This window comes from uncultured Pseudosulfitobacter sp. (genome assembly GCF_963976325.1).
Classification (GTDB): domain Bacteria; phylum Pseudomonadota; class Alphaproteobacteria; order Rhodobacterales; family Rhodobacteraceae; genus Pseudosulfitobacter.
The window spans coordinates 108,162-133,569 of sequence record NZ_CAXBJW010000003.1 but is presented as its reverse complement, the minus strand read 5'-3'; the positions used below and the strand labels follow the sequence as shown (position 1 = coordinate 133,569).

Here is a 25,408-nt window from a genome sequence, read left to right as displayed (position 1 = left end):
GCAAAGCGCGCTGAAAGGGGAGGGACCGGGGCCAGCCCCGGACCCCGGAGTTTAAAGGGCAAGATGAAGCGGGATCAATCCAGGGTGGCCGCCTGTTTGCGCAATTCGAATTTCTGGATCTTGCCGGTCGAAGTCTTGGGCAATTCGCCAAACACCACGCGTTTCGGGGTTTTGAAACCGGCCAGCTTGCTGCGGGCAAAGGCGATCAAATCCTCGGCGGTGGGGCTTGTGCCGGGTTTCAATTCGACAAAGGCACAGGGCACTTCGCCCCATTTCTCATCCGGTTTGGCGACAACGGCGGCAAGGTTCACGTCAGGGTGCGCCATCAGCACGCCCTCGACCTCGACCGACGAGATGTTTTCACCCCCCGAGATGATGATATCCTTGGCCCGGTCGGCAATCTGGATATAGCCGTCGGGGTGCTGCACAGCCAGATCGCCCGAATGGAAATAACCGCCCGCGAAAGCCTCTTGCGTGGCTTGCGGGTTCTTGAAGTATCCTTTCATCACCGAATTGCCACGGATCATGATCTCGCCCTGCTCGGCGCCGCTCATGGGCACTTGTTCCATGGCGTCGGACATCACCGTGATGTCTTCCATCATCGGCATGGCGATGCCCTGACGCGCCTTGATGGCGGCGCGGGCGTCCTGGTCCAGCGTGTCCCAATCCTGGGGGCGCCACAGACATTCGGTGACATGGCCATAGGTTTCGGTCAGCCCGTAGACCTGCGTGACGTTGAACCCGATGGCTTCCATCTTGCTTAGCGTCGTGGGGGCAGGGGGCGCGCCTGCGGTAAATACCTGTACCTGATGGTCAAAATCGCGCCGCTCGTCGGGGCCTGCGTTGACCATCATGTTCAGCACGATAGGCGCGCCGCCGAAATAGCTGACTTTTTCATCGGCAATGGCGTCATAGATCGCACCCGCCGTGATGTCGCGGCAGCACACCAGCGTACCACCCAGCAGGGGCATCATCCATGTGTGGTTCCAGCCGTTGCAGTGAAACAGCGGCACGATGGCCATGAACACCGGATGCAGTGTCATCTGCCAACTGACCGGCGTGCCCATGGTCATCAGGTACGCGCCGCGATGGTGGCAAACCACGCCCTTAGGCCGCCCCGTGGTGCCCGAGGTATAGTTCAGCGCAAGGCTTTCCCATTCGTCCTGTGGCATTTGCCAGTCATAAGCGGGGTCAGCCCCGGCCAGCACGTCCTCGTAGACCGGATGCCGCCCCGAGGCGGGCCAGCCGTGCGCGGCGTCGGGCACCTCGATGATGTGCAGATCGGACCCCGACTGCGCCTTGGCCGCTTCGGCCAGCTCGACGAACTGGCTGTCGGCCAGCACCACCCGCGCCCCACCGTGGTCAAAGATATAGGCAACCGTGTCCACATCCAGACGCGTGTTGATGGTGTTCAGCACAGCGCCGCAGGCAGGCACGCCAAAATGCGCCTCGGCCTGCGCGGGCAGGTTGGGGATCAGCGTGGCCACCACATCGCCCGACGCGACCCCCAGCGCCGCAAGGGCCGAGGCCAGCCGCGTGCAGCGGTCGTGATATTCGGCATAGGTCACGCGGTGATCGCCATAGACCACAGCGGTGCGCCCGGCAAAGGCCGTGCGTGCGCGGCGCAGATGTGACAGCGGGGTCAATGGCACATGGTTGGCAGCACATTTGTCCAGCCCGGTCTCGTCGCTCAGCCATCCCATTTCGGCATCTCCCTCTTGCTGCCACCACCGCATCTGTGCGTTGTATCAAATCAACTATGGCAGAGGGCAGTGCGTTGCAAAAGAAAGATAACTCCTTAACGGCATCCAGTGCCAGAACCCTACCTGCCGCAGGTGCTTCGGCCGGGCCGGTCACGCGGCCCTGGATGGCGGCGGGGTCGATGCTGATCGCCATGGTCCTGATCGGTTTTGTCGACAACTACGTGGCCCGCATCGCCACCGAAGTCAGCGTCTGGCAGTTTCTGGCGGTGCGGTCCGTGATGGCGCTGGGGCTGGTCGCGGGGCTGTCGTGGGCGGGGTTGGGCACGCTCAGACCCCTGCGCTGGTGGGCGGTTGCCCTGCGCAGCCTGCTGATCGCGGTCGGCATGATGTGCTATTTCGGCTCGCTTGCCTTCATGCCCATCGCGCAATCGCTGGCGGGGCTGTTCACCTCGCCTATATTTGTCTTGCTGATGACGGTTCTGGTGTTGCGCCAGAAGATCGGCCCATGGCGGGTGATCGCCGTTGTGGTGGGCTTTACCGGCATACTGGTCGTGCTGGGCGTGCAAGAGGGGCTGCCGGGCACGATCATGCTGCTGCCCATCGCGGGCGGGCTGTTTTACGCACTTGGTTCGCTGGCCACCCGCATGCTGTGCGCCGAGGAAAGCACCCTGTCGATGCTTGCGGGGATCATGGGGCTGCAAGGATTGATCGGCACCTGTGTCCTGGTCGGTCTTGCCGTGATTGCGCCCACAGTTCCCGACGGCGCTGCGGGCTTTCTGCTGCGCGGCTGGGTCTGGCCGATCCCGTCCGTCTTTCCGCTGATCGTGTTGCAAGCCGTGGTCTCGGTCGTCGGCGTGTTTTTCCTGATCCGCGCCTATCAATGGGGCGAGGCCAGCCAGGTCAGCGTTCTGGAATACACCATCATGATATTCGGCCCCTTCTTCGGCTGGCTGCTGATGGGGCAAATCGTAACCCCGTCCATGATCGCAGGCATCATCCTGATCATAATCGCGGGGCTGATCATCGCGGTGCGCTCGAAATGATCGCCGCCTTCTTTTGGCATCGAATATCCCCGCCGGAGGCATAAAATCTTATGCACCCCGCCCTGATCCGCTAGATACTGCATATGATCCTGTCCACCGGCCGCAAATATCTGTTCATTCACGCGCCCAAGACCGGCGGCACCTCGATGGCGCTGGCGCTTGAGGCGCGGGCGATGAAGGATGACGTGATGCTGGGCGACACGCCCAAGGCCGTCCAGCGCCGCCGCCGACTGAAAGACGTGCAAACGCGCGGGCGTCTTTGGAAACACGCGACGCTGGCCGATCTGGACGGGCTTGTAACGCCTGACATGCTGGCGGGGTTGTTCGTCTTCACATTGGTGCGCAACCCCTGGGATCGCGTGGTCAGCTATTATCACTGGCTGCGCGAGCAGGGATTCGACCATCCGGCGGTACATCTGGCGCAGAACCTGTGTTTCGAAGATTTCGCCCTGCATCCCCAGATCCGCAGCAGCCTGCGCGCCAGTCAGGCGGGCCATTATGTCACTGACGTCTCGGGGAACGAACGGTGCAATCTGTTCATTCGGCTGGAACATATCGCGGCTGACATCGCCCCGCTTGAGGCGCATTTGGGCTTTGCCCTGGAACTGCCCCATGCCAACCGGTCGGCGCGCGATGCAGGGTATCAGGGCTATTATACAACCGCCAGCCGGGACGCCGTGTCGCAGGCCTGTGCAGAAGACATCGCGCGATTCGGATATCATTTCGATCCGGCCTAGGAGGCCGCGCCGGTGCGGTGCATTGTCTTGATGGAATTGTTGGACCGCTGAAAGCTACCTGGGTTTTGGTTGGCGCGCCCGGCATCCGCCGTATTGAACCCGAGCAAATGTTGAAAAGGGCACAAATGGTGCCCTTTTTTGTGGCGGGCCACCACGGGCGTGATCGGGAACCCGCCTAAATCCAGCACATGACCGGCGGAATCTGCGCCCGTTCCATCAGTCGCAGTTGAAAGCCGCCCCAGAGTGGCACACATAGAGCCGTTCGGGGCGCTTGACGCCTGCGGGGTGTTTTGAGGAGAGCACATTCCATGACCGATTTCATCGCGGCAAACGCGCCAGTGATTGCGATTGTCATACTTATCGGCCTGTTCATCGCCTTTGCGTTGGAAAAATACCCCCCCGAAGTTACCGCGACCGTGGCAGCGGCGCTGTTCATTGTGCTGGGGTTGGTGCCGGGCGATCAGGTTATGGCCGCCTTTTCCAACTCGGCCCCCATCACCATCGGGGCGATGTTCATCATTTCAGGGGCGTTGGTGCGCACAGGCGTGCTGGACGCGATGGCCAATCTGGTGATCGGACGCGCCCAAAGCAGGCCGGTACTGGCCATCGCCATCTTTCTGGTGGCGACGGTCGCGGCCTCGGCTTTCATGAACAACACGCCTGTGGTGCTGGTGCTGATCCCAGTGGTGATCCGGCTGGCGCACAGCCTGGGCTTTGCGCCAACGCGGTTGCTGATACCGCTGTCTTATGCGGCCATTCTGGGCGGCACCTGCACGCTGATCGGCACATCAACCAACATTCTGGTGGACGGCATTGCGCGCGAAGGCGGGCTTGAACCGTTTTCGATCTTTGAAATTGCCCCCGTGGGCATCACCGTGGCGATTGTCGGCAGCGTTGTGATGCTGGTGCTGGGCAAGTTCCTGTTGCCGGAACGCGGCCAAAAGGGGATCGAGGCAGAAACCAGCGAAACGGTGTTCCTGTCCGAAATCACCGTGCTGCCTACGTTTCACGGGGTCGATCAGCCGCTGGGCGAGCTGATCGAATTCCAACGCCCCGGCGTGCGGATCACCGGCGTGCGCAAGGCGGGTGTGATCAGTCGTAGCGATCTGGACGAACACGTCGTGCAAAAAGGCGCGGTGGTGATCGTGCAGGCCACCACCTCTGAACTGCTGACGCTGGCCGAGGTCAAGGGCCTGCGCGTCGGTCTGCGCCGCTCGGTCGAGCTTGAGCCGGGCGCGGATGTTCAGATTGTCGAGGCCATCCTTGCACCGTCGCGCTGGCACACCGGCGTGCGCATCGCCGATCTGGCGCTGGGTCGCAGGGCCGGGGTGCGGGTTCTGGGCGCGTTCCGGCACGGGCATATCCCCGGCTCGGACCTGAGCAGCGTGCGTTTGCGCCCCTCGGACAAATTGTTGCTGGAAGGCAGCGCCGAAGGCTTTGCCGAGCTTGCGCGGTCGGGCGATGCGGTGTCGATCACCGAACCCAGCGCGCGCGCCTTTCGGCGGCGTCAGGCCCCTGTGGCGATCGCGGCACTGGTGGCCATCGTCGCGCTGGCGGCGCTGGATGTCATGCCCATCGGGTTGCTGGCGCTGGTCGGGGTCGCGGGCATTCTGTTGCTGCGCTGCATTGACGGCGACGAGGCGTGGGCGTCGATCGACGGGTCGATCCTGGTGCTGATTTTTGCGATGTTGATCGTCGGCGCCGCCTTGGAAACGACGGGGGCCGTCGAACTGATCGTGTCGGTGCTGGAACCTTATCTGTCAGGTCTGCCGCCGCTTGCCACGTTGTTTGCGGTCTATTTCATCGCCTCGATCCTGACCGAAACGGTGACGAACAACGCGGTTGCGGTGGTGTTCACGCCCATTGTCATTCCGCTGGCCTCGCAGTTGGGCATGGACCCGCGCCCCTTTGTGGTTGCGGTGATGTTCGCCGCCAGCGCCAGCTTTGCCACGCCCATCGGCTATCAGACCAACACGCTGGTTTACGGCGCGGGCAACTACAAGTTTGTGGATTTCCTGAAAATCGGGGTGCCGATGAACCTGATCGTTGGCCTTACGTCGGTCACTGCGATTAGTATTTTCTTTCCACTTTAAGCGTAATTCGGGGCGCGCGCGACAGCGCGCCCTTGGAAAAAGGCCGTTAAGTACCAGTTTTCCGCCTGTTTGGTTCAAGCTTCGTTTGCAAATCTGCGGCGATGCTCTATTCACACGATCAACAAGACAAAAGCAGGCATATGCCAGAATACCAAGATCCCGCCTCGCAGCGAACTGAAACACGGGCAGCGCGGGAGTGGGTTAAAATCCTTTCCGAATACCGCGAACCCAGCGTCATGCGCAGCATTTACGAGCTGATCGTGACGGTCGGTCCGTTCCTGATCCTATGGGTTCTGGCGTGGTGGGCGATGTCGGTCAGCTATTGGCTGACGCTGAGCCTGTCGCTGTGCAACGCGGCGTTCATCCTGCGCCTGTTCGCCATCCAGCACGATTGCGGGCATGGCGCGTTCTTCAACAATCGCACCGCCAGTGACTGGCTGGGGCGGGTGCTGGGGGTGCTGACGCTGACGCCCTATGACGTCTGGCGGCGCACCCATTCCATCCACCACAGCGCCTCGGGCAATCTGGGCCGGCGCGGTATTGGCGATGTTCACACGCTGACGGTGGCCGAATACAGCGCGCTTGGACCGTTGATGCGCTTTCACTACCGCGTGTATCGGCATCCGCTGGTGCTGTTCGGTCTGGGACCGGGCTATATTTTCTTCCTTCAGAACCGCATTCCCTTGGGCCTGATGAACAAGGCGCGGTATTGGTTCAGCGCGATGTGCACCAACGCGGTGATCCTGATTGCGCTGGGTTTGATTCTGTATTTCGGCGGGCTGATGCCGATCCTGCTGATCTTCCTGCCTTCGACCCTGCTGGCCGCAACTGCGGGTGTGTGGCTGTTCTACGTGCAGCACCAGTTCGAGACGACCCATTGGGCGGCCGAAGAAGACTGGACCCTGCACGAGGCGGCGCTGCATGGCAGTTCGCACTATGTGCTGCCCGGCTGGCTGCAATGGCTGAGCGCCAATATCGGCATTCACCACGTCCACCACGTGCACAGCCGCATCCCGTTCTACCGGCTGCCCGAGGTGCTGCGCGATCATGTGGAACTGGCAATCAGCAACCGCATGACCATTGGCGAAAGCCTGCGCAACGCGCGCCTGCACCTGTGGGACGAAAAGAACAAACGATTGCTGTCCTTCGCCCAGTTCCGGGCGTTGAAGCAGTAGGCGGGTCAGTTTGATCGGTCGGTGCCGATCGTGTTCAGATAATCCTGAATGGTCTTGCCCGTCTCGGGCTTGAACATCTGCCCGGTGCGCACGCAGGCGCTGATCCGATCAATGCGGAATGCGCGAAATGCATCTCTGAGGTCGCACCATGTGCTCAGCGTCCAAACCTGACCCCAATATTCAATTTGCAGCGGTCGCACGGTGCGTGTGGTCGTGGTGTCGTCCAACGCGTGATACGTGATGCGCAACCGCTCGCCCGCGCGGATGGCGGCGCGGATCTTGGGCATGTGTTTGAAACCTAGCTGCGCCTGCGCCAGCGGATAGACACCAAACCCCCAGCTTTTCGGAGTGTTGCGGCGGTTCGACGCTGTCTCGGCCACCTTGGCCAACAGGGTTCTGGACGCGTCTTGCAACTCTTCATCTGCGGCACGCGCGACGATGGCCATGCCAAGGTGCAATGCCTCAAGCTCGGCCATCGACAGGGTCATCGGCGGCAGGAACACCGGTTCGCGCAACAGGTAACCGACGCCCCGTTCCCCTTCCAGCGGAACGCCGGAAGCGAGAAGCGTGTCCATATCGCGGTAGACCGTTCTGACCGATACGCCAAGCGCCTGCGCTATGTCGCGCGCAAGGTGCAGACGACCGTCACGAATGATCTCGATGATTTCCGAAAGCCGGTCGCTGCGCCTCATGGTGTCCTTTGCGTCAGTTGACCGATACTTTCAGTTCGGTGTGGGACATCGTGACACTTGGCCCGTCGATGGCAGACAGGAAGGGACGGTTGCCTTCAGGCGCGCCGATGCCGGCTGCTGCACCTTTGGCCGCGTCCATGTCCTGCCATTCGATGTGTTCGATCCACAGACCGTCAGCGTTGCAGGACAGACGGCGGGAGATGAAGCCTGTGCACCCCGTGACATAAGCGTTCATGGCAGTCGCAGATTTGGTAAAGTCGGCGGGGTCTACACCGTCTTTAAGGCGAAAGGTAACGGTTTCGATGATGTGTTTGGTCATGACAGGCTCCTTGTGTCTTTATGCTTGGTCCTGCCGTGATAAGCGAGAACAACTGACAAAACCTGTCAGTTGAGGCTGGCCCTGTCGGATTGCTAAGCCTTGTAGTCAAACTGCGGGAAAACATCGAAGATTTGCAGGTGCTTCATCGCCCCCTTGGTCAGCTTGCCGGATGCGGTCAACTGGGCAAAGCCGTGCACCATGCTCCAGTGCATGATTTGCGCGCGCAGCGCGGCGTCGGGGGCGTCAGATTTGTCCCAGACCAGCCCCTCGGACACATCGCGCAGCACGTCAAAGCAGCGGTTTGCCTGTTCCATCAACTCCGGGCTGTCGCCGTTGGTGCGTTGGGTCGAAAACATCAGCTCGAACAGGCCGGGATTTTGCGCGGCAAAGTCGACATAACCACCCAGCGCCGCCTGCCGCCGGTCTGCGCGTGTCGCATCCTGTGGCAGGCCGGTTTGCATGGTCTCTGTCAGCTTTTGATAGCCACGTGCCGCAATGGCGGACATCAATCCTGCCAGGTTGCCAAAGTGGTTCTTGGGCGCGGTGTGGCTGACACCTGCGCGCACGGCACAGGCCCTTAGCGTCAGGGCTGACAGCCCTTGCTGGTGCAGAATATCCAACCCCGCTTGAACCAGCGCCTCTTTCAGGTTGCCATGATGATATGTGCCTTGATCGGTCATGGGGTAGGTATCGGACATATTGTTTACAGTGTAAATATCCATTGACGGTCGCGGGCTGTTGGTGGCAGGGTATATTTACACTGTAAACATAACAGCGAGTCGGAACCGCCCCCATGACCAACACACCGCACACCACCAGATACTACGACGATCTTGTCCGCAGCTTTCCGTCGATGGCGGGCAAGGTGGTGATGATCACCGGCTGCACCTCGGGGATGGGGCTGGTTCTGGCGCGAACCTGTGCGGGTCTTGGCGCCACGGTGGTGATGCTGAACCGCCCATCCCCGCGCGCCGACGCCGCCTTGCAAGGCGTTCTGGACGCTGGCGGCGACGCCGTGTTGGTGCCCTGTGATCTGTCCAGTTTCGCCAGCGTCCGTGCCGCGGGCGAAACCCTGAGACGGGACTTTGGCGATCAGGGCTGCGATGTTTTATGCAACAATGCCGGCATCATGGGGGTGGCAGACCAGGCGACCGAGGACGGGTTCGACGTGCAAATGCAGGCCAACCATCTGTCGCATTTCCTGCTGACGCATCAGGTCTGGCCGCTGCTGGAAGCAGCAGGCGCACAGCGGGGCCAGGCGCGGGTGGTCAACCATTCGTCCGGTGCGCGGGGCAAGCCGGGCAGGCCGTTGCATACGAAGTATCTGGAGCGGAATGGCGGCAACCTGGGCGGCGACGGCTGGCCGGGGCTGGGGAAATGGACGCGTTATCAACAGTCCAAGCTGGCAAACCTGATGTTCACCTATGCGTTGGACGACCGCGCGGGACAGCGGCCCGGCAACAAGGTCAAATCGCTTTGCGGTCATCCGGGCCCCGCGGATTCCGGGCTTCAGGGTAAGACGACGCAGGCGGGCGGGGACCGCTGGCTGGACCGGTTCATATTGGGTCAGGCGCTGAAACATGCGCAATCGGTCGAGGATGGAACCAGCGGGATCGCGCGGTGCTGTTGCGAGGCAGATGTGGAAAGCGGCGCCTTTTACGGCCCCAACGGGCCGCACCGGACGGGGCCTGCGGTGTTGCTGCCGCCCGAGCGCAATCCGGCGAACGAGGCGCTGATCTGGGAGGCGAGTTTGAAAGCAACCGGGATTACGGATTTCTTTCAACCTTGATCAAAAGGGCACCCCGCAGGGTGCCCTTTGTCGTTTCATGTAAGGCCCGGCGTTACGCCGCAGCCGCTTCTGTCTTGGGGCCAAAGCGGCCATAGAAGGTCTGGTTCTTCGCGGCCATTTCGCGCAACAGGGCAGGGCATTCGAACCGGTCGCCGAACTTTTCCTGCAACTGGTCACAGCGTTCCGCCGCATAGGGCGTGCCCAGAATGTCCAGCCAGCTAAATGGGCCACCCGACCACGGCGCAAAGCCCCAGCCCAGGATCGCACCCACATCGCCCTCGCGGATGTCTTCCAGCACGCCCTCTTCCAGCGCACGGACCGCTTCCAGCACTTGCGCGAACATCAGACGTTCCTGCACTTCGATCAGGTCGGGCTGTTCTTCGGCCAGCGGATATTTGTCGTGGATGCCTTTCCAGTATCCCAGACGCTTGCCGTTTTCGTCATAGTCGAAATAGCCGGCCTTGGACTTGCGGCCCAAGCGGCCCTTGTCTTCCATCCACACGATCAGGTTGTCAGCCTCGGACCCCGGATAGGCATTGCCCATCGCGGCCTTGGTCGCCTTCATGATGCGCACGGCCAGATCGACCGAGGTTTCGTCGCCCAACTGGATCGGACCCACGGGGAAACCCAATTGCTGTGCGGCGTGGTCGATCAGCACAGGCGCGACACCTTCGGTGACCATCCGTGTCGCTTCGTTGCCATAGGGGATGATGCAGCGGTTGGCATAGAAGAACCGCGCGTCGTTGACCACGATGGGCGTTTTGCGGATCTGACGCACGTAATCCAGCGCCTTTGCCACCGCGCGGTCACCGGTTTCGGCCCCCTTGATGATTTCGACCAGCGCCATGCGTTCGACGGGCGAGAAGAAGTGGATGCCGATGAACTGCTCGGGGCGCACCGACGCTTTGGCCAGATCCGAGATCGGCAGGGTAGAGGTGTTCGAGGCAAAGATGCAATCCTCGGGGATGATCGCCTCGACCTTCTTGGTCATCTCGGCCTTGACGCCGGGGTCTTCGAACACCGCCTCGATGATCAGATCACAGCCCTTCAGCTGTTCCAGATCGGGGGTCGCCGTGATCTGCGCCAGCAGCGCCTCTTTCTTCTCTTCGGTGGCTTTCTTGCGTGCGATGCCCTTGTCCATATAGCTGGCGGCATAGGCCTTGCCCTTGTCTGCCGCCGCTTGGTCGCGGTCGATCAGAACAACTTCTATGCCCGCCTGTGCCGACACCAGCGCGATGCCCGCACCCATCATGCCGGCGCCCAGAACGCCCAGCCTCTTGACGCGTTGGTCCGGCACGTCCTTGGGACGCACGGCGCCTTTTTCCAGCGCTTCCTTGTTCAGGAACAGCGACCGGATCATCGCACCCGACGACGGGTTCATCAGGATGTTGGTGAACCAGCGTGCCTCGATCTTCAGGGCGGTGTCGAAGGGCACAAGCGCGCCTTCGTAAACCGCCGACAGCATCGCCTTGGCCGCGGGGAAGGCGCCCTTGGTCTTGCCGTTGACCATCGCGTTCGCACCGACAAAGTTCATAAAGCCCGCAGGGTGATAAGGCGCGCCGCCGGGCATTTTATACCCTTTGGCATCCCAGGGTTTCAGAATGTCCGCATCCTTGGCGTTCAGCACCCAGTCGCGGGCGGCGGCAACAGGATCATCCACCACTTCGTCGATCACACCGGCGGCCTTGGATTTGTCGGGGGACAGCATCTTGCCCTCAAGCAACAGCGACGACGCGCCCAGCAGGCCCAGCTTGCGGACCAGACGTGTGGTGCCACCGGCCCCGGGGAAGATACCGACCATGATCTCGGGCAGGCCAATCTTGGCCTTGGGATTGTTGGCGGCAAAGATGCGGTGCGTAGCCAAAGGCAGCTCCAGCCCGATGCCCGCAGCCGTGCCGGGCAGGGCGGCGGCGATGGGCTTGCCGCCCTTGTTGGTCTTGGCGTCCATGCCCGCGCGTTCGATCTTGCGCAGCAGACCATGCATTTGCATCGTGCCCTCGAACAGGCCCTTGGCCGGATCGTCGCCCGCACTTTCCTTCATCTTGGCCAGCAGGTTCAGGTCCATCCCGCCGGCAAAGGTGTCTTTGCCCGAGGTGATCACGATGCCCTTGACCGCATCATCGGCCAGCGCGTCGTCAACCAGATCGTTCAACTGGTCAAGACCTTCGATCGACATGACGTTCATCGTCTTGTCGGCCACGTCCCACGTGATAATCGCAACGCCGTCGGCGTCCTTTTTCATGGTGAAATCTGTCATTTCTGATCTCCCTTTTCTGGAGTGTAATCCGGTGTGTTTTCCATGTCGGCAGCACTTAGCGCCGACCAGTTCAAATGACCCAGGGCGCGCATCACCGTGGTGACGCGCCAAAGGCCGTTTTCCTTGCGCAATGTCATCGAAGCGTCCCAGGGCGGCACGACGTGGTTGGTGCCGCGCATCAGGTGCATCCGGTAGGTTCCGGTCATCTGGTCGCCGCCAATGATTTCGGCGGTTTTGGCCTGCCGGATCATCGCGGTCACGCCATGGGTCTGGAAATCGCGCTGATAGGTTTCGAAATCAGCGATGATCTGGTCGGGCGTCTCAAAGCTTTCGACACCCTGCCGCGTGACCAAGTGCAACGGCAGCGACACGCAGTTCAGCCAGCCCTGGACATCATTGCCGACAAAGGCGGCGCTGATCCGGTCAAGGATGGTCTGAAAGTTCTGCAAACGGTTCTTGGCCTCGGACCTGTTTTCCGCCGGGGCGTCGAATTCTTCCTGCCGCAGCAACGGCCAATCCGCCGTGTGCAGGGACGAATCCGATATGCCGACCTTCCAAACGTCACCTTCAATAAACAACGACATACGCGTCAGATAGGGGGCCGCCACATCGACGTCGTCCCGGCACAGCCGTGTCGTGTGATAGCCCGAAATCTGCTGCGGCGAGATGAACTTGGCGGTGTCGCAACTGCGCAGATAGCCGTTGATGCCCTGATCGCTTAGCATGTCGCGATAGCTGGCCACGCCCTCCATGATGGATTGCCTGGACCGGTGCGTGGTACAGCCGTCCATCGTTTTCATCACGAAAGGCAGGCGCGCAAGGGCGGCAAAGCCTGCCGCATCCCTGTCCAGCACAGCTTGGGTCAACTGTGCCAGCAGGTCCTGATAAATCTCGCGCGCCGTGGCCATGTGTCAGACCCGTTCGATGATCGTGGCCGCACCCATGCCCGACGCGATGCACAGCGTGGCAAGGCCGACTTCCTTGTCCTGACGCTCAAGCTCGTCCAGCAGGGTGCCGATGATCATGGCACCCGTTGCACCCAGCGGGTGACCCATCGCGATCGAGCCGCCGTTCACGTTGACCTTTTCATGCTCGACGTTGAACGCCTCCATGAACAGCATCACGACCGACGCAAAGGCCTCGTTGACCTCGAACAGGTCGATGTCGCCGATGGTCATGCCGTTGTCGGCCAGGATCTTCTTGGTGGCGGGCACAGGGCCGGTCAGCATGATGGTGGGATCGGTGCCGATCTTGGTGGTGGCGCGAATGCGCGCACGCGGCTTCAGGCCGTATTTCTCGCCGAATTCCTTGTTGCCGATCAGCACGGCGGCTGACCCGTCGACGATGCCCGACGAATTTCCCGCGTGGTGGATGTGGTTGATCTTTTCCAGATGCGGGTACTTCAACAGTGCCACAGCATCAAAGCCGGGCATGACTTCGCCCATCGCCTGAAACGCGGGGCTCAGCGCGCCCAGCGTCTGCATGTCGGTCTGCGGGCGCATGTATTCGTCATAGTCCAGAATGGCCAACCCGTTCTGGTCGCGCACCGTGATCACCGACTTGGCAAAGCGTTTTTCGTCCCACGCCTTTTTCGCCCGCTGCTGCGAGGCAACGGCCAGCGCGTCGGCGTCGTCACGGCTGTGACCGTATTGGGTGGCGATGATGTCGGCGCTGATGCCTTGGGGGACGAAATAAGTCTCCAGTGCCACGGACGGATCGGCGGCAATCGCGGCCCCGTCGCTGCCCATGGCCACGCGGCCCATCATTTCGACGCCGCCGGCGATATAGGCCATGCCGGCCCCGCCTTTGACCTGGTTGGCGGCCAGGTTCACGGCCTCCATGCCGCTGGCGCAAAAGCGGTTGATCGCCAGACCGGGGATCGACTGGTCAAGGTCGGATGCCAGAACGGCAGAGCGCGCAAGGCAGCCGCCCTGTTCCATCACTTGCGTGACGTTGCCCCAGATCACGTCCTCGACGGCGTGACCGTCCAGATTGTTACGCTCTTTCAGAGCGTTCAGCGTCAGCGCGGACAGGCGCAGCGATGTCACCTCGTGCAGTGCGCCGTCTTTGCGGCCTTTGCCACGCGGGGTGCGCAGGGCGTCGTAGATATAAGCTTCGGTCATCGGGATGTCCTTTCAAGTTCAGGATCGGTCAGGCGCGGTCAGCGGGGCTGCCGGGCATCAGGTCATAGGGGTGTTTCCAGCCGGGCAGGCTTTCAATATTGCCCAGCCAGCGGTTGATGTTGCTGTGGGCCTTGCGGTCGAAACCGAAAGGCTCGGGGTAAAACAGATAGCCGCAGCACGAGAAATCAGCGTTGGTCACGCCGTCGCCCACGATCCAGTCGCGCGACGCAAGGTGATCATCCAGCGTTTTGTAAGCCGTCTGCAAGCGGCCAAGGTTAAAGTCGATGACCGCCTGAGGGCGTTTGTCTTCGGGCAGGAAGTTCATCAGGAAACGGGTCATGCCCGCCATCGAGCTGAGCTTGTGATTGTCGAACAGCACCCAGCGCAACACGTCGTATTTCTCGGCGTCGGTGCCGCCGAACTTGCCGGTCTTGTCGGTCAGATACTGCTGGATCGCGCCGGATTGGCTGATGCGGGTGTCGCCGTCGATCAGCAACGGTGCCTCGCCCATCGGGTTCAGACCGCGAAATTCCGGCGCGCGGGTGGCACCGCCGAAAAAGTCGACTTTGACCGGTGTCCAGTCCTGACCGGACAGTTCCAGCGGCAGGGCCGCCTTGTAGGAATTGCCGGATTCGCCGAAGCAGTGCAATTGCATGGTCATGTGGTCAGGCCCCTCCCAAGGCGCGTGTGTCTGCGGACAGGCCGGGGGTTTCACACCCCCGGACCCCCGTGGAGTTTAATTTGCAAGATGAAGATGGGAACGATTCAGGCATTGTTAACCCCGATTGCCGCAAAGTGATCCCGCGCGGCAGACTGGAGAGTTGCGCCGCGTGCAAGGTGAAGCCCCGCTGGCCGGACTGTATGGGTCAATCCCGAATGGGTATCGGGCAGCGGGGTGATCCGCATCTTCATCTTGCCAGAAAAACTCCCGCCGGAGGCTCCCGTGGGGGCTGCGCAGTGCAAGTGGTGTTGTGTCATCGCATCCTCCCCAAGATGATCAGCCTTAGCGTTTGCGCGCGTCAAGCTCGCTGTTGAACAGCCGCAGGCGGCTGGTCAGGTTGTCCTCGTCCGCGATGCTGTCGAAGTTCTCGAACACAAACGACAGCGCCTCGCCCTCGTCCAGCCCTGCGTCGGCTGCAAACCGTTTCAGGCGGCGAAAGCCGTCTTCGGTCATGGCGACGTTAAAGCGGCGGGTGAGGCGAAAGCGTTTGGGCATCTTGGCTCCGACGAATGTGTGCCGGACGCGCGGACGCGTCCGGCAGGTGTTTCAGAAGTTGGCCGCGTCCAGCGCCATGACCGTGTCTGCGCCCGATTCAATGCGTTTCAGGTGCAGGGCGGTCGCGGGCAGTTGGCGCGCCATATAATAGCGCCCCGTGGCCAGCTTGGTTTCAAAGAAAGCCGCATCCGAAGCCCCGTCCGCCAGTGCGTCCATCGACGCCTTGGCCATGCGGGCCCACATCAGGCCCAGGCAGACGTGCCCGAACATATGCATAAAGTCGTTCGAGCCCGCCAGCGCGTGGTTGGGGTTCTTCATGCCGTTCTGCATGAAATACATGCCCGCAGCTTGCAGGTCCTTTGACGCAGCTTTCAGCGGGTCAAGGAATTCCTTATCGAATGCCGCGTCCTGCCCTGCGTTTTCCTTGATGAAGTTCTTGACCATGTCAAAGAACGCCATGACGTGTTTGCCGCCGTCCTGCGCCAGCTTGCGGCCGACCAGATCCAGCGCCTGCACGCCGTTCGCACCCTCGTAAATCTGGGCAATGCGGGCATCGCGGGTGAACTGCGACATGCCCCATTCCTCGATATAGCCGTGGCCGCCGTAGACCTGCTGGGCCTTGACGGTCATGTCATAGCCCTGATCGGTCAGGAACCCTTTGATCACTGGCGTCAGCAACGATACCAGCCCGTCGGCGTCCTTGTCGCCCGACCGGTGTGCCGCGTCGATCAGCGACGCGCCCCACAGGATGAATGCGCGCGCCCCTTCGACAAAGCTTTTCTGGTCCATCAGGCTGCGGCGGATGTCGGGGTGCACGATCAGCGGGTCGGCGGGGCCGTCGGGGTTTTCGGCACCGGTCACAGCGCGCCCTTGCAGGCGGTCCTTGGCGTAGTCCAGCGCGTTCTGATAGGCCACGTCGGCCTGTGCCAGGCCCTGCATGCCGACGCCCAGACGCGCCTCGTTCATCATGGTGAACATGGCGCGCATGCCTTTGTGCTCTTCACCCAGCAGGTAACCTGTCGCGCCGTCATAGTTCATGACGCAGGTCGAGTTGCCGTGAATGCCCATTTTCTCTTCGATCTTGCCAACGGTAACGCCGTTGCGGTCGCCAAGGCTGCCGTCGTCCTTGACCATGTATTTCGGCACGATGAACAGCGATACGCCTTTGATCCCTTCGGGGCCGCCGACGATTTTCGCCAGCACCAGATGGATGATGTTGTCAGCCATGTCGTGTTCGCCCGACGAGATAAAGATTTTCTGGCCGGTGATCTTGTAGCTGCCGTCGTCTTGCGGTTCGGCTTTTGTACGCATCATGCCCAAATCTGTACCACAATGCGGTTCGGTCAGGTTCATGGTGCCGGTCCAGTCGCAGGCGACCATGTTCGGCAGGTAGGTGTCTTTTTGCGCGTCGGTGCCGTGCGCCAGAATGGCCGAGGCCGCGCCGTGGGTCAGGCCCTGATACATCGTGAACGCCTGGTTCGCCGCCGAGAACATCTCGCCCACGGCGGAGCCCATGACGGCGGGCATGTTCTGGCCGCCGTATTGTTCGGGCATGTCCAGACCGGTCCAGCCGCCTTCCTTGACCTGCGCAAAGGCTTCCTTGAACCCTTTGGGCGTGTAGACGACGCCGTTTTCCAGACGGCAGCCTTCCTTGTCACCCACGGCGTTCAGCGGCGCCAGAACCGACGAGGTCAGCTTGCCCGCTTCTTCCAGAATGGCCGAGGTGAAATCAGGCTCAAGCTCGTCATAGCCTGGAATGTCGCTTTTGGTGACGTTCAGCAGATTGTGCAGGACGAATTGCAGGTCTTTGGTGGGGGCTGTGTAGCTGGGCATATCCGGTCTCTCTGATGGCGTTATTGGGCGGCTTTTTGGGCGCTGTTCATCGAGGCAAGCATCTTCTCGCCCCATTTGATCTGGCTTTTCAGGTCTTCGATGGCTTCGTTCAGCTCGTCGCGTTGACCGATCATGTCGTCCAGCCGCTGTTTGGCGATCTCGTAGGTGGTGGCCAGTTGCGTGTGCTGCTGGTCACCCATGTAGTACATATCAAGAAGCTGGCGGATCTCTTCCAGGCTGAACCCAAAGCGTTTGCCCCGCAGGATCAGTTTCAGGCGGGCGCGGTCACGTTTGGTGAACAGGCGTTTCTGACCCTCGCGGATCGGGAACAACAGTTCCTTGGCCTCGTAGAAACGCAGGGTCCGCGGCGTCACCTCGAAGGTGTCGCACATCTCGCGGATGGTCATTGTTTTGTGGTCCATAACGTCGTCTCGCATCAATTGTTACACATCCGATCTTGAAAGGAAGGTGGGGCGTTTGAGCGTTCTTACAACATTGGTTGACGTTAACGTAAGCTGAACGTCACGTCACATTTTCGTTGACGCAAGCCGCCGCTGCGTCAACCGCCTGAGTTGGCAGAGTTTTCCCCTATGCGGAGAAATCCGTCACATTTTCTTGAAAAGCGGGCGGGCCTTAGGCTTGGCTGGATTCCACTGCGGGACGGCCCAGTTCCTCGCCGATGTCACGGCGCAATTGCTTGAGTTCGCTCAGCGCTTCGTCCAGATGGGCGCGCTGTTCGGTCAGTTCCTTGATCTGCCCGTCAGCCATGTCGATCCACTTGTTCCACTGGGCGCGGGTGCCCTCGCGCTCATAGATCAGCAGCCACTGGCGGATGTCCTCAAGCTGAAAGCCGAATTTGCGCCCTTTGAGAATCAGCTTCATCCGGGCGCGTTCGCGTGCGCCGTAAAACCGCGCACGGCCTTCACGATCAGGCTGCAACAGTTCAATATATTCGTAATACCGCAACGTCCGAGGGGTCACGTCGAATTCGGCACACATCTCTTTGAAAGTCAGACGGTCGTCACTCATTTGGCTTATCCTCACTCGTCGCGCTGCAAATTAGGGCGCAGGAAAGGGAAGCGCAACCTGCACTGTTGTGGTTTGACGCGCAGGGCGCGCTGACCTTATGAAGTGCACAGGGTAGCGGAGGGAAATCCATGGACAAGGTCCAGATGGCACGACAATTCATCGAGGCGATCCCACATGCGCGCGACTTGGGTTTGAAGTTGATCGAACTGGAAAACGGTGTGGCCGTGATCACCATGCCCTATGATAAAAAGCTGATCGGCAATCCGGCGACGGGCGTTGTCCATGGCGGCGCAGTGTCTGCGCTGATGGACACATGCAGCGGCGCGGCTGTCATGAGCCACCCCGACGCGCCGGGCGGAACGGCGACCATTGATCTGCGGATTGACTATATGCGCACCGCCAAGCCGGGCGATACCATCACCGCGACCGCGACTTGCTATCACATGACACGGTCGGTTGCCTTTGTGCGCGTCACTGCCGTTGACGGTGACGCGGACAATCCTGTCGCCACGGCAACAGGCACCTTTACCGTGGAGGGTGCCAGATGACCGATGCACAGCCCAAGACCCAGACCACACCCAAGCGCATGTCGGTCAAGGAACGGCACGCCCTGCACAAACGCTGGGACCAGTCGTTGAACACGCTGGCGATCAATGTGCCGTATGTTGCATTTCTGGGCATCGACTTTGACCGTCGCGGGGACGAGCTGACCGCGATCCTGCCGTTTCAGGACAAGCTGATCGGCAATCCGTTGCTGCCTGCGATTCACGGCGGGGTGACGGCTGCGTTCCTCGAGGTGACGGCGGTGATGACCCTGTCACGGCAATATCTGTGGGAAAAGCTGGAGAAAGGCGAATTGGATCTGGACCGGCTGGAAAACGGCGAAGTGCCGCGGTTGCCCAAGACCATTGATTTCACCGTGGACTACCTGCGCTCGGGGCTGCCGCGCGATGCCTATGCGCGGGCGCGGATCAGCCGCGCGGGGCGGCGCTATGCCTCGGTTCATGTCGAAGCATGGCAAGAGGATCATTCGCGGCTGTTTGCACAGGCGACGGGGCATTTCCTGATGCCACAGAAGCGTGGCTGATCCAGCGGCGCAAGCTGCCATTCGGGACGTCCCCCAAGCGCCGATCACCCACCGCCGTGTGCTGGCCGTGGCCCTGCCCATCGTTCTGAGCAATGCCACCGTGCCGATTTTGGGTGCGGTGGACGTGGGCGTTGTGGGGCAGTTGGGCGAGGCGGCCCCGATCGGTGCCGTGGCGCTGGGGGCGATCATCATCAGCACGCTTTACTGGGTGTTCGGCTTTTTGCGCATGGGCACCGTGGGTATGGTGGGCCAAGCCGAAGGCGCGGGCGACAGCGCCGAGGTGTCGGCGCTGCTGACCCGTGCGCTGCTGATTGCGGGTGGCGGCGGGCTGGCATTGTTCATACTGCAACCCCTGCTGTTCTGGGGGGCCTTTGCACTGGCCCCGGCCTCGGACGAGGTCGAGGGGCTGGCGCGGTCCTATATGTCGATCCGTATCTGGTCTGCCCCCTGTGCCATCGCGGTTTTTGCCCTGACCGGTTGGCTGGTGGCGATGGAACGCACGGCGGGGGTGTTCTGGATACAACTGGTGATGAACGGCACCAACATTCTGCTGGATCTGTGGTTCGTGCTGGGGCTGGGCTGGGGTGTGGGCGGCGTGGCCTTGGCCACCGTGATCGCCGAGACGCTGGGCGCGGGGTTCGGATTGTATCTGTGCCGCGATGCTTTTGCGCGGCCTGACTGGCGTGACTGGGGGCGGGTGTTCGACCGGGCGGTGCTGATCCGCATGGCGCTGATCAACACCGATATTCTGATCCGCTCGGCCTTGTTGATGGCGATCTTTACTTCGTTTGTGTTTCTGGGGGCGGGGTTTGGCGACATAACGCTGGCCGCCAACGAAGTGCTGGTGCAGTTCATGTATGTGACCGCCTATGCGATGGACGGCTTTGCCTTTGCCGCCGAGACGCTGATCGCGCGGGCCTATGGCCGGCGCGATCCGGCGCGCGTGCGGCGGTCGGCGCTGCTGACCTCGGGGTGGGGGGTGGCGGCCTGTGTTGTGCTGGCGCTGTTCTTTGCGATGGGCGGGCCCTGGCTGATCGAGGTGATGGCCAAGGATCAGGAGGTGCGGGACACGGCGCTGCTGTATCTGCCGTGGATGGTTGCGGCACCGCTGGCGGGCTGTGCGGCGTGGATTCTGGATGGGGTATTCGTCGGCGCGACGCGCGGGGCTGACATGCGCAACATGATGCTGGTCAGCTTTGCGATCTACGTGGCCTGTGCGTCGATCGCGGTGCCGTTGTTGGGGAACCACGGGCTGTGGCTGTCGCTGCTGGTCAGCTTTGTGGCACGGGGGGTGACACTTGGGCTGCGCTATCCGGCGTTGGAGCGTGGGGCAGGGTGAGGTGTGGGGGCGCTGCCCCCCGGCCTGCGGCCGTCCCCCGGGATATTTCTGGCCAAAAGAAGCGGGGAGTCAGAGCCAGTCTTTGGTATTTGTGCCCACCGCTTCGCTGACCGAGCCAAAGCCGTCCTGTTGCAGCAGCACGTCAAGTCCCTGGGCGATGCGCGCGGCCAGGCTGAGGCCGCCGTAGACGAGGCCGGTGTAGAGTTGCACCGCCGATGCACCGGCGCGGATCTTGGCATAGGCGTCGCGGGCCGTGCTGATACCGCCGACGCCGATCAGGGGGATGTCGGTCAGTGTGTGCAGCTTAGCCAGCGTGCGGGTGGATTTTTCGAAAAGCGGCGCGCCTGACAACCCGCCGGTTTCGGTGCCGTGACGGCTGCGCAGGTTGATCCGGTCCAGTGTGGTGTTGGTGGCGATGATGGCAGAGACGCGGGCGTCTTCGGCCACTTTGGCGATGTCGGCCAGATCCTGGTCGGTCAGATCGGGCGCGATTTTCAGGAACACCGGCACGTTGCCGCGCACTTGCATAACCCCGTCCAGCAAGGCGGCCAGCGCCATCGGCCCTTGCAGGTCGCGCAGTTTCTCGGTGTTGGGTGAGGAGACGTTGACGGTGGCAAAGTCGATGTGGCCACGGGCCGCTTGCAGCACGCGGGCGAAATCTTCGGCGCGGTTGGCGCTGTCCTTGTTGGCCCCCAGGTTCAGCCCCACGGGGATGGTCCGGTGGGCGCGGGCCAGTCGGCGCACGATGGCCTCGGCGCCGTCGTTGTTGAACCCGAACCGGTTGATCGCGGCGCGGTCTTCGGTCAGGCGAAACAGGCGGGGTTTGGCGTTGCCGGGCTGTGGCAGGGGTGTCGCGGCCCCCACTTCGATAAAGCCGAAGCCCGCACGCACCAGCGGGCGGATCGCGGTGGCGTTCTTGTCGAACCCTGCGGCCAGCCCTACCGGATTGTTCAGCGTCAGCCCCGCAATGCGCGTGGTCAGGCGCGGCGAGGTCACCGGACCGGGCAGGGCGGCAAAAGGCGTGTGCAGCGCCTTGAGTGCCAGGCCATGGGCCAGCTCCGGGTCGATCCGGCGCAGGGCGGCAAGGCCCAGTTTCTCGACGCTGCGTTTCATCCGAAGGTTGCCCCCGCGTCGGCAGGCGACGTGCGGATCAGCCGCGAGGTCAGCACCGCAGCCTGCCGGTGGATCACCGCCTGTTTGTAGGCGGGGTCGGTGACCATCGCCAGAAAGGCACCTGCGTCGGGATAGCGGGCGATGAAACAGGCGTCCCACACCTCGTCCGACGGGCCGATCAGCGTGGTCTGGAACGTGCCGCGCCACAGGATGCTGCCGCCCAGACGCGCGATCACGGGGCCAGAGTCGCGCCCGTAGTTGGCATAGGCTTGCGCCCCCGTCAGCCCCTGACCCGCCAGCGGGTGATCGTCGGGATAGGCGGCACGTTCGCGGAACCGCACAAGGTTCAGCATTTCGATCGGATGATCGCGGGGCAGGTCCTTGAAGGCATCGAATTGCGCGCGCTCGGGGTCGATATGGCTGTCGGTCATAGAACACCTGCGGGGAATTGGTGAACGCCGTCCTGCACCGGCAGCGGCTGCGCCCATGCCACGTCTTCCAGTTTCAGCGGGCGGTAAAGGTGGGGAAACAACGCACCGCCGCGCGATGGCTCCCACACCAGTTTGTCGCCCAGATCATCCGCCTCAAGCCCCAGCAACCACAGGTTTTCTGCGCCTGCGAAATGCTTGGCCGCCGTTTCTGCGGCCTGTTCAGGCGTCGAGAAATGGACATAACCGTCAGCTACATCAATGGGCGCGCCCAGCGTTTCGCCCTTGGCGCGCAAGTCTTGCCATTCATCGGCACGGAATATTTTCAAAATCAGCATGAATCACTGATGCCGTGTGCCTGATGGTTGGTCAAGCGGCCAAGGCTGCCGATACGTCAATTCGCGCAAACCTCACTGGGGTTTTGACTCTTAATCAGAGCGACGCCAGAGTGTTGGCAATGCCAACACACCTTTAGGGGGACACCTGACATGTTTTTGCGTCTGACACAGACAGCGATGGCGCTTGCGCTGACCGCTGGCACAGCGATGGCGGATTATTCGCTGACCATCCTGCACACCAACGATTTCCACGCGCGGTTTGAGCCGATCAGCAAATATGACGGCCCCTGTGGTGCCGAGGACAACACGGCTGGCGACTGCTTTGGCGGCACCGCGCGTTTGGTGACGGCGATCAAGGACGCCAAGGCGCGGTCGAACAACGCGGTTCTTGTGGACGGCGGCGACCAGTTTCAGGGCACGCTGTTCTACACCTATTACAAGGGCAAGCTGGCCGCCGAGATGATGAACATGCTGGGCTATGACGCGATGACCGTGGGCAACCACGAATTCGACGACGGCCCCGAAGTGCTGGCCAGCTTCATCGACGCGATCAACTTTCCCATCCTGATGTCCAACGCCGATGTCTCGGGCGAGCCGCTGCTGGCCGACAAGCTGGCGAAATCCACGGTGATCGAACGCGGTGGCGAAAAAATCGGCCTGATCGGCCTGACACCGCAGGACACGGACGAGCTGGCCAGCCCCGGCAAGAACGTGATCTTTACCGATCCGTCCGACGCCGTTCAGGGCGAGGTCGACAAGCTGACCGAAGAGGGTATCACCAAGATCATCGTTCTGTCGCACTCGGGTTATGTGGTCGACAAACAGGTGGCTGAAAACACCACCGGCGTTGACGTGATCGTGGGCGGCCATTCAAACACATTGCTCAGCAACACGGACGAAAAGGCCGAAGGGCCCTATCCCACGATGGTGGGCAACACCGCGATTGTTCAGGCCTATGCTTACGGCAAATATCTGGGCGAGCTGAACGTGACCTTTGACGACGACGGCAACGTGACCGAAGCCAAGGGCGATCCGATCCTGATCGACGCATCCGTGGCCGAGGATGAGGCGACCGTTGCACGCATCGCCGAAGCGGCGGCGCCGCTGGAGGAAATCCGCAACCGTGTGGTCGCCGAAGCGTCCGGGCCAATCGGCGGCGACCGTGAAACATGCCGTGCGATGGAATGTTCGATGGGGTCGTTGATAGCCGACGCGATGTTGGAGCGGGTCAAGGATCAGGGGATTGAAATCGCCATCCAGAACGGCGGCGGCATCCGTGCGTCGATTGACGCAGGCCCCGTCACCATGGGCGAAGTGCTGACCGTGCTGCCGTTCCAGAACACGCTGTCGACCTTTCAAGTCACCGGTGCCACCGTTGTCGAGGCGCTGGAAAACGGCGTCAGCCAGGTGGAAGAGGGCGCAGGCCGCTTTGCACAGGTGGCAGGCATGACCTATGCGTTTGATGCGTCGAAGCCTGCGGGCGAACGGGTGTCGGACGTGATGGTCGGCGGTGCGCCGATTGATCCCGAAAAGGTTTATGGCGTTGTGTCCAACAACTATGTCCGCAATGGCGGCGACGGCTACAAGATGTTCATCAACGCCGAAAACGCATATGATTTCGGGCCGGACGTGGCGGATGTGACGGCCGAGTATTTGGCGGCCAAGGGGCCGTTCACGCCGGTCACCGACGGGCGTATCACGGTCAAGTAACGCCGGTTCCGGCTAAGTAAACATCAGGGCGCGCAGGCATGGGTCTGCGCGCCTTTTTTATGCGCTCAAGGGGCCGTGGCCGTGTCGGCTTCGGCCTGCACTTCGGCCTCTGATGCGCCAAGCGCGGCGGTTTGCGGCGTGCTGCCGCGCCCGCCCGGTGCCACCTGAAAGGCGGTCTTGTCAGCATCGTCTACCGCCACCCGGCGCGAGATGCGCCAGAGCGTGTAGAGGATCACCAGCACATGGGCGACGGCGGTGACCATGAACAGGGCGCGGTCGGCAAAGCTGGTCATCGCCCAGCCTGCCATCAGCGGTCCGACAATCCCGCCTGCGCCATACAGCAGCAACAGTCCGCCCGAGATCTGGATTGACGTGCCGGGGGCCGCGTGGTCGTTGGCGTGGGCCACGATCACCGGATACATGGCAAAGATCGACCCGCCCAGGATCGCGGCCAGTATCAGGTTGGGGATGCGCCCCTGTGGTGCGATGGTGATAAACAGGATGTCGGCGACCAGCGCGGCCAGCGCGATGCCCACCAGCACCTTGCGCCGGTCCATCCGGTCGCTGAGGATACCCACCGGGATCTGCGCCAGCGCCCCCGCAAGGATCGGCAGCGAGGTGAAAAATGCAATGGCCGCCAGCACCAGCCCCGTGCGTTCGGCATAGACCGCCGCCAGCGTGCCAAAGGCCGAGTTGCTGACGCCCACCCAGAACACCGCGAACACGGCGACGGGGGAATTGCGCCACAGGGCTTTCATGTCCAGCCGGGCGGCCACCAGCGGTGCCGGGTTGGAACTGGATGACAGCGCCGTAGGCACCAGCGCCAGGCAGTAGAAAATGGCACCGATGGCAAAAAACAAGAAGCCCGAAGTGTCGCCCAGTGTCAGGGTCATCTGCCCTGCGGTCACGGCGCCAAGGTTGACCATTGTATACACGCCGAAGATGCGCCCACGCTGGTCGGGTGCGGCCTGATCGCTCAGCCAGCTTTCGACGATCATTGCAGCGCCCGCAAAGCAGAACCCGCAGACACCGCGCAGCGCGATCCACGCCCAGGGCGTCAGCATGATCGCCGACCCCAGCATCGACACCGCGGCAATCGCCGCCATCGCGCCGAACGCGCGCACATGGCCCACATTCGCCACCAATCGCGGCGTCAGCACGCAACCGGCCATATAGCCGATGGCCCATCCGGTGCCGAGCAGGCCCAGCGAAAACGCGGAAAATCCTTCGGCACTGCCACGCACCGGCAGGATCAGCCCGTTGATGCCGCCCGCGAACAGCAAGAATGATGAGCCGAGCAACAGGGCAAAGACGGGCAAAAAGTGGCGGATCATGGGGAGGGCATCCAATCGGTCGGTGTTCGGTGCCAGTCTGCGCAGCTTTG

The 25,408-nt window shown here is 61.9% G+C and carries 25 protein-coding genes; 9 read left to right on the top strand and 16 right to left on the bottom strand.

What is annotated here, in order from left to right:
• Nucleotides 1-74 precede the first annotated feature (74 nt).
• Entirely contained in the window at nucleotides 75-1,703 is a 1,629-nt protein-coding gene (locus AAC077_RS11685) for an AMP-binding protein (protein ID WP_339769765.1), read from the bottom strand.
• 179 nt (nucleotides 1,704-1,882) lie between these two features.
• Here AAC077_RS11685 and AAC077_RS11680 point away from each other — a divergent pair, with 179 nt between their 5' ends.
• The 4 genes from AAC077_RS11680 (at nucleotide 1,883) to AAC077_RS11665 (ending at nucleotide 6,751) form a co-directional block, all read left to right on the top strand.
• Nucleotides 1,883-2,746: a DMT family transporter gene (locus AAC077_RS11680; protein WP_339769763.1), complete on the top strand. Its 864-nt coding sequence runs from the start codon at nucleotides 1,883-1,885 to the stop codon at nucleotides 2,744-2,746.
• A gap of 83 nt (nucleotides 2,747-2,829) precedes the next feature.
• Nucleotides 2,830-3,483 carry a sulfotransferase family 2 domain-containing protein gene (locus AAC077_RS11675; RefSeq protein ID WP_339769761.1) on the top strand — a complete coding sequence of 218 codons (654 nt, stop codon included), beginning with the start codon at nucleotides 2,830-2,832 and terminating at the stop codon, nucleotides 3,481-3,483.
• Between the two features lie 308 nt (nucleotides 3,484-3,791).
• The gene (locus tag AAC077_RS11670; RefSeq protein WP_339769759.1) at nucleotides 3,792-5,576 is read left to right on the top strand and encodes an SLC13 family permease; all 1,785 of its coding nucleotides are present in this window, start codon (nucleotides 3,792-3,794) and stop codon (nucleotides 5,574-5,576) included.
• A gap of 236 nt (nucleotides 5,577-5,812) precedes the next feature.
• Nucleotides 5,813-6,751: a fatty acid desaturase gene (locus AAC077_RS11665; RefSeq protein ID WP_339769757.1), complete on the top strand. Its 939-nt coding sequence runs from the start codon at nucleotides 5,813-5,815 to the stop codon at nucleotides 6,749-6,751.
• Between the two features lie 5 nt (nucleotides 6,752-6,756).
• Here AAC077_RS11665 and AAC077_RS11660 read toward each other — a convergent pair whose 3' ends face one another.
• The 3 genes from AAC077_RS11660 to AAC077_RS11650 form a co-directional block, all read right to left on the bottom strand.
• Complete coding sequence (locus tag AAC077_RS11660) at nucleotides 6,757-7,443, bottom strand: YafY family protein (protein WP_339769756.1); 687 nt, start codon at nucleotides 7,441-7,443, stop codon at nucleotides 6,757-6,759.
• Between the two features lie 13 nt (nucleotides 7,444-7,456).
• Complete coding sequence (locus AAC077_RS11655) at nucleotides 7,457-7,762, bottom strand: hypothetical protein (RefSeq protein WP_339769754.1); 306 nt, start codon at nucleotides 7,760-7,762, stop codon at nucleotides 7,457-7,459.
• A 92-nt stretch (nucleotides 7,763-7,854) separates the two neighbouring features.
• A complete protein-coding gene (locus AAC077_RS11650) occupies nucleotides 7,855-8,460 on the bottom strand; it encodes a TetR/AcrR family transcriptional regulator (protein WP_339769752.1) in 606 nt (201 codons plus the stop codon).
• Between the two features lie 95 nt (nucleotides 8,461-8,555).
• Here AAC077_RS11650 and AAC077_RS11645 point away from each other — a divergent pair, with 95 nt between their 5' ends.
• Complete coding sequence (locus AAC077_RS11645) at nucleotides 8,556-9,551, top strand: SDR family NAD(P)-dependent oxidoreductase (RefSeq protein WP_339769750.1); 996 nt, start codon at nucleotides 8,556-8,558, stop codon at nucleotides 9,549-9,551.
• Nucleotides 9,552-9,603: 52 nt separating this feature from the next.
• Here AAC077_RS11645 and AAC077_RS11640 read toward each other — a convergent pair whose 3' ends face one another.
• The 8 genes from AAC077_RS11640 to AAC077_RS11605 all read right to left on the bottom strand — a co-directional run bounded on the left by AAC077_RS11640 (nucleotide 9,604) and on the right by AAC077_RS11605 (nucleotide 18,009).
• Nucleotides 9,604-11,808, bottom strand: a complete 2,205-nt coding sequence (locus AAC077_RS11640) for a 3-hydroxyacyl-CoA dehydrogenase NAD-binding domain-containing protein (protein WP_339769748.1) — start codon at nucleotides 11,806-11,808, stop codon at nucleotides 9,604-9,606.
• On the bottom strand, nucleotides 11,805-12,716 hold the full coding sequence (locus AAC077_RS11635) for a hypothetical protein (RefSeq protein ID WP_339769746.1): 912 nt from the start codon (nucleotides 12,714-12,716) through the stop codon (nucleotides 11,805-11,807). The genes AAC077_RS11640 and AAC077_RS11635 overlap by 4 nt, the downstream gene beginning before the upstream one ends.
• Nucleotides 12,717-12,719: 3 nt before the next feature.
• Nucleotides 12,720-13,931, bottom strand: coding sequence for an acetyl-CoA C-acetyltransferase (locus AAC077_RS11630; protein ID WP_339769744.1), 1,212 nt, complete (start codon nucleotides 13,929-13,931; stop codon nucleotides 12,720-12,722).
• Between the two features lie 28 nt (nucleotides 13,932-13,959).
• Entirely contained in the window at nucleotides 13,960-14,592 is a 633-nt protein-coding gene (locus tag AAC077_RS11625; RefSeq protein WP_339769742.1) for a glutathione S-transferase, read from the bottom strand.
• 342 nt (nucleotides 14,593-14,934) lie between these two features.
• Entirely contained in the window at nucleotides 14,935-15,147 is a 213-nt protein-coding gene (locus AAC077_RS11620) for a hypothetical protein (RefSeq protein WP_037924002.1), read from the bottom strand.
• Nucleotides 15,148-15,198: 51 nt separating this feature from the next.
• Nucleotides 15,199-16,980, bottom strand: coding sequence for an acyl-CoA dehydrogenase C-terminal domain-containing protein (locus AAC077_RS11615; protein ID WP_339769736.1), 1,782 nt, complete (start codon nucleotides 16,978-16,980; stop codon nucleotides 15,199-15,201).
• Between the two features lie 20 nt (nucleotides 16,981-17,000).
• On the bottom strand, nucleotides 17,001-17,402 hold the full coding sequence (locus AAC077_RS11610; RefSeq protein ID WP_339769734.1) for a MerR family DNA-binding transcriptional regulator: 402 nt from the start codon (nucleotides 17,400-17,402) through the stop codon (nucleotides 17,001-17,003).
• A gap of 211 nt (nucleotides 17,403-17,613) precedes the next feature.
• On the bottom strand, nucleotides 17,614-18,009 hold the full coding sequence (locus tag AAC077_RS11605) for a MerR family DNA-binding transcriptional regulator (RefSeq protein WP_339769732.1): 396 nt from the start codon (nucleotides 18,007-18,009) through the stop codon (nucleotides 17,614-17,616).
• A gap of 143 nt (nucleotides 18,010-18,152) precedes the next feature.
• On the opposite strand from AAC077_RS11605, the gene AAC077_RS11600 reads away from it, so the two are divergent.
• Genes AAC077_RS11600 through AAC077_RS11590 form a run of 3 tightly spaced genes read left to right on the top strand, consistent with a single transcriptional unit; the run spans nucleotide 18,153 to nucleotide 20,435 of the window.
• Nucleotides 18,153-18,557, top strand: coding sequence for a PaaI family thioesterase (locus AAC077_RS11600; protein WP_339769730.1), 405 nt, complete (start codon nucleotides 18,153-18,155; stop codon nucleotides 18,555-18,557).
• Complete coding sequence (locus tag AAC077_RS11595) at nucleotides 18,554-19,096, top strand: PaaI family thioesterase (RefSeq protein ID WP_339769728.1); 543 nt, start codon at nucleotides 18,554-18,556, stop codon at nucleotides 19,094-19,096. Before AAC077_RS11600 ends, AAC077_RS11595 begins: the two co-directional genes overlap by 4 nt.
• The gene (locus AAC077_RS11590) at nucleotides 19,089-20,435 is read left to right on the top strand and encodes an MATE family efflux transporter (protein WP_339769726.1); all 1,347 of its coding nucleotides are present in this window, start codon (nucleotides 19,089-19,091) and stop codon (nucleotides 20,433-20,435) included. Before AAC077_RS11595 ends, AAC077_RS11590 begins: the two co-directional genes overlap by 8 nt.
• A 69-nt stretch (nucleotides 20,436-20,504) precedes the next feature.
• On the opposite strand, the gene AAC077_RS11585 is transcribed toward AAC077_RS11590, so the two are convergent.
• The 3 genes from AAC077_RS11585 to AAC077_RS11575 are packed head-to-tail and all read right to left on the bottom strand — an operon-like array spanning nucleotide 20,505 to nucleotide 22,314.
• Nucleotides 20,505-21,548 carry a quinone-dependent dihydroorotate dehydrogenase gene (locus AAC077_RS11585; RefSeq protein ID WP_339769724.1) on the bottom strand — a complete coding sequence of 348 codons (1,044 nt, stop codon included), beginning with the start codon at nucleotides 21,546-21,548 and terminating at the stop codon, nucleotides 20,505-20,507.
• Complete coding sequence (locus tag AAC077_RS11580) at nucleotides 21,545-21,979, bottom strand: DUF1330 domain-containing protein (protein ID WP_339769722.1); 435 nt, start codon at nucleotides 21,977-21,979, stop codon at nucleotides 21,545-21,547. The genes AAC077_RS11585 and AAC077_RS11580 overlap by 4 nt, the downstream gene beginning before the upstream one ends.
• On the bottom strand, nucleotides 21,976-22,314 hold the full coding sequence (locus AAC077_RS11575) for a DUF952 domain-containing protein (protein WP_339769720.1): 339 nt from the start codon (nucleotides 22,312-22,314) through the stop codon (nucleotides 21,976-21,978). Before AAC077_RS11575 ends, AAC077_RS11580 begins: the two co-directional genes overlap by 4 nt.
• Nucleotides 22,315-22,464: 150 nt before the next feature.
• Here AAC077_RS11575 and AAC077_RS11570 point away from each other — a divergent pair, with 150 nt between their 5' ends.
• A complete protein-coding gene (locus AAC077_RS11570; RefSeq protein ID WP_339769718.1) occupies nucleotides 22,465-24,024 on the top strand; it encodes a bifunctional metallophosphatase/5'-nucleotidase in 1,560 nt (519 codons plus the stop codon).
• 65 nt (nucleotides 24,025-24,089) lie between these two features.
• Here AAC077_RS11570 and AAC077_RS11565 read toward each other — a convergent pair whose 3' ends face one another.
• A complete protein-coding gene (locus AAC077_RS11565; protein ID WP_339769716.1) occupies nucleotides 24,090-25,358 on the bottom strand; it encodes an MFS transporter in 1,269 nt (422 codons plus the stop codon).
• Nucleotides 25,359-25,408: the final 50 nt, after the last annotated feature.

Excerpts from the sequence above, each read along its gene's own strand:
- AAC077_RS11685 (WP_339769765.1), bottom strand. The coding sequence starts at position 1,703 with ATGGGATGGCTGAGCGACGAGACCGGGCTGGACAAATGTGCTGCCAAC.
- AAC077_RS11680 (WP_339769763.1), top strand. The coding sequence starts at position 1,883 with ATGCTGATCGCCATGGTCCTGATCGGTTTTGTCGACAACTACGTGGCC.
- AAC077_RS11675 (WP_339769761.1), top strand. The coding sequence starts at position 2,830 with ATGATCCTGTCCACCGGCCGCAAATATCTGTTCATTCACGCGCCCAAG.
- AAC077_RS11670 (WP_339769759.1), top strand. The coding sequence starts at position 3,792 with ATGACCGATTTCATCGCGGCAAACGCGCCAGTGATTGCGATTGTCATA.
- AAC077_RS11665 (WP_339769757.1), top strand. The coding sequence starts at position 5,813 with ATGCGCAGCATTTACGAGCTGATCGTGACGGTCGGTCCGTTCCTGATC.
- AAC077_RS11660 (WP_339769756.1), bottom strand. The coding sequence starts at position 7,443 with ATGAGGCGCAGCGACCGGCTTTCGGAAATCATCGAGATCATTCGTGAC.
- AAC077_RS11655 (WP_339769754.1), bottom strand. The coding sequence starts at position 7,762 with ATGACCAAACACATCATCGAAACCGTTACCTTTCGCCTTAAAGACGGT.
- AAC077_RS11650 (WP_339769752.1), bottom strand. The coding sequence starts at position 8,460 with ATGTCCGATACCTACCCCATGACCGATCAAGGCACATATCATCATGGC.
- AAC077_RS11645 (WP_339769750.1), top strand. The coding sequence starts at position 8,556 with ATGACCAACACACCGCACACCACCAGATACTACGACGATCTTGTCCGC.
- AAC077_RS11640 (WP_339769748.1), bottom strand. The coding sequence starts at position 11,808 with ATGACAGATTTCACCATGAAAAAGGACGCCGACGGCGTTGCGATTATC.
- AAC077_RS11635 (WP_339769746.1), bottom strand. The coding sequence starts at position 12,716 with ATGGCCACGGCGCGCGAGATTTATCAGGACCTGCTGGCACAGTTGACC.
- AAC077_RS11630 (WP_339769744.1), bottom strand. The coding sequence starts at position 13,931 with ATGACCGAAGCTTATATCTACGACGCCCTGCGCACCCCGCGTGGCAAA.
- AAC077_RS11625 (WP_339769742.1), bottom strand. The coding sequence starts at position 14,592 with ATGACCATGCAATTGCACTGCTTCGGCGAATCCGGCAATTCCTACAAG.
- AAC077_RS11620 (WP_037924002.1), bottom strand. The coding sequence starts at position 15,147 with ATGCCCAAACGCTTTCGCCTCACCCGCCGCTTTAACGTCGCCATGACC.
- AAC077_RS11615 (WP_339769736.1), bottom strand. The coding sequence starts at position 16,980 with ATGCCCAGCTACACAGCCCCCACCAAAGACCTGCAATTCGTCCTGCAC.
- AAC077_RS11610 (WP_339769734.1), bottom strand. The coding sequence starts at position 17,402 with ATGGACCACAAAACAATGACCATCCGCGAGATGTGCGACACCTTCGAG.
- AAC077_RS11605 (WP_339769732.1), bottom strand. The coding sequence starts at position 18,009 with ATGAGTGACGACCGTCTGACTTTCAAAGAGATGTGTGCCGAATTCGAC.
- AAC077_RS11600 (WP_339769730.1), top strand. The coding sequence starts at position 18,153 with ATGGCACGACAATTCATCGAGGCGATCCCACATGCGCGCGACTTGGGT.
- AAC077_RS11595 (WP_339769728.1), top strand. The coding sequence starts at position 18,554 with ATGACCGATGCACAGCCCAAGACCCAGACCACACCCAAGCGCATGTCG.
- AAC077_RS11585 (WP_339769724.1), bottom strand. The coding sequence starts at position 21,548 with ATGAAACGCAGCGTCGAGAAACTGGGCCTTGCCGCCCTGCGCCGGATC.
- AAC077_RS11580 (WP_339769722.1), bottom strand. The coding sequence starts at position 21,979 with ATGACCGACAGCCATATCGACCCCGAGCGCGCGCAATTCGATGCCTTC.
- AAC077_RS11575 (WP_339769720.1), bottom strand. The coding sequence starts at position 22,314 with ATGCTGATTTTGAAAATATTCCGTGCCGATGAATGGCAAGACTTGCGC.
- AAC077_RS11570 (WP_339769718.1), top strand. The coding sequence starts at position 22,465 with ATGTTTTTGCGTCTGACACAGACAGCGATGGCGCTTGCGCTGACCGCT.
- AAC077_RS11565 (WP_339769716.1), bottom strand. The coding sequence starts at position 25,358 with ATGATCCGCCACTTTTTGCCCGTCTTTGCCCTGTTGCTCGGCTCATCA.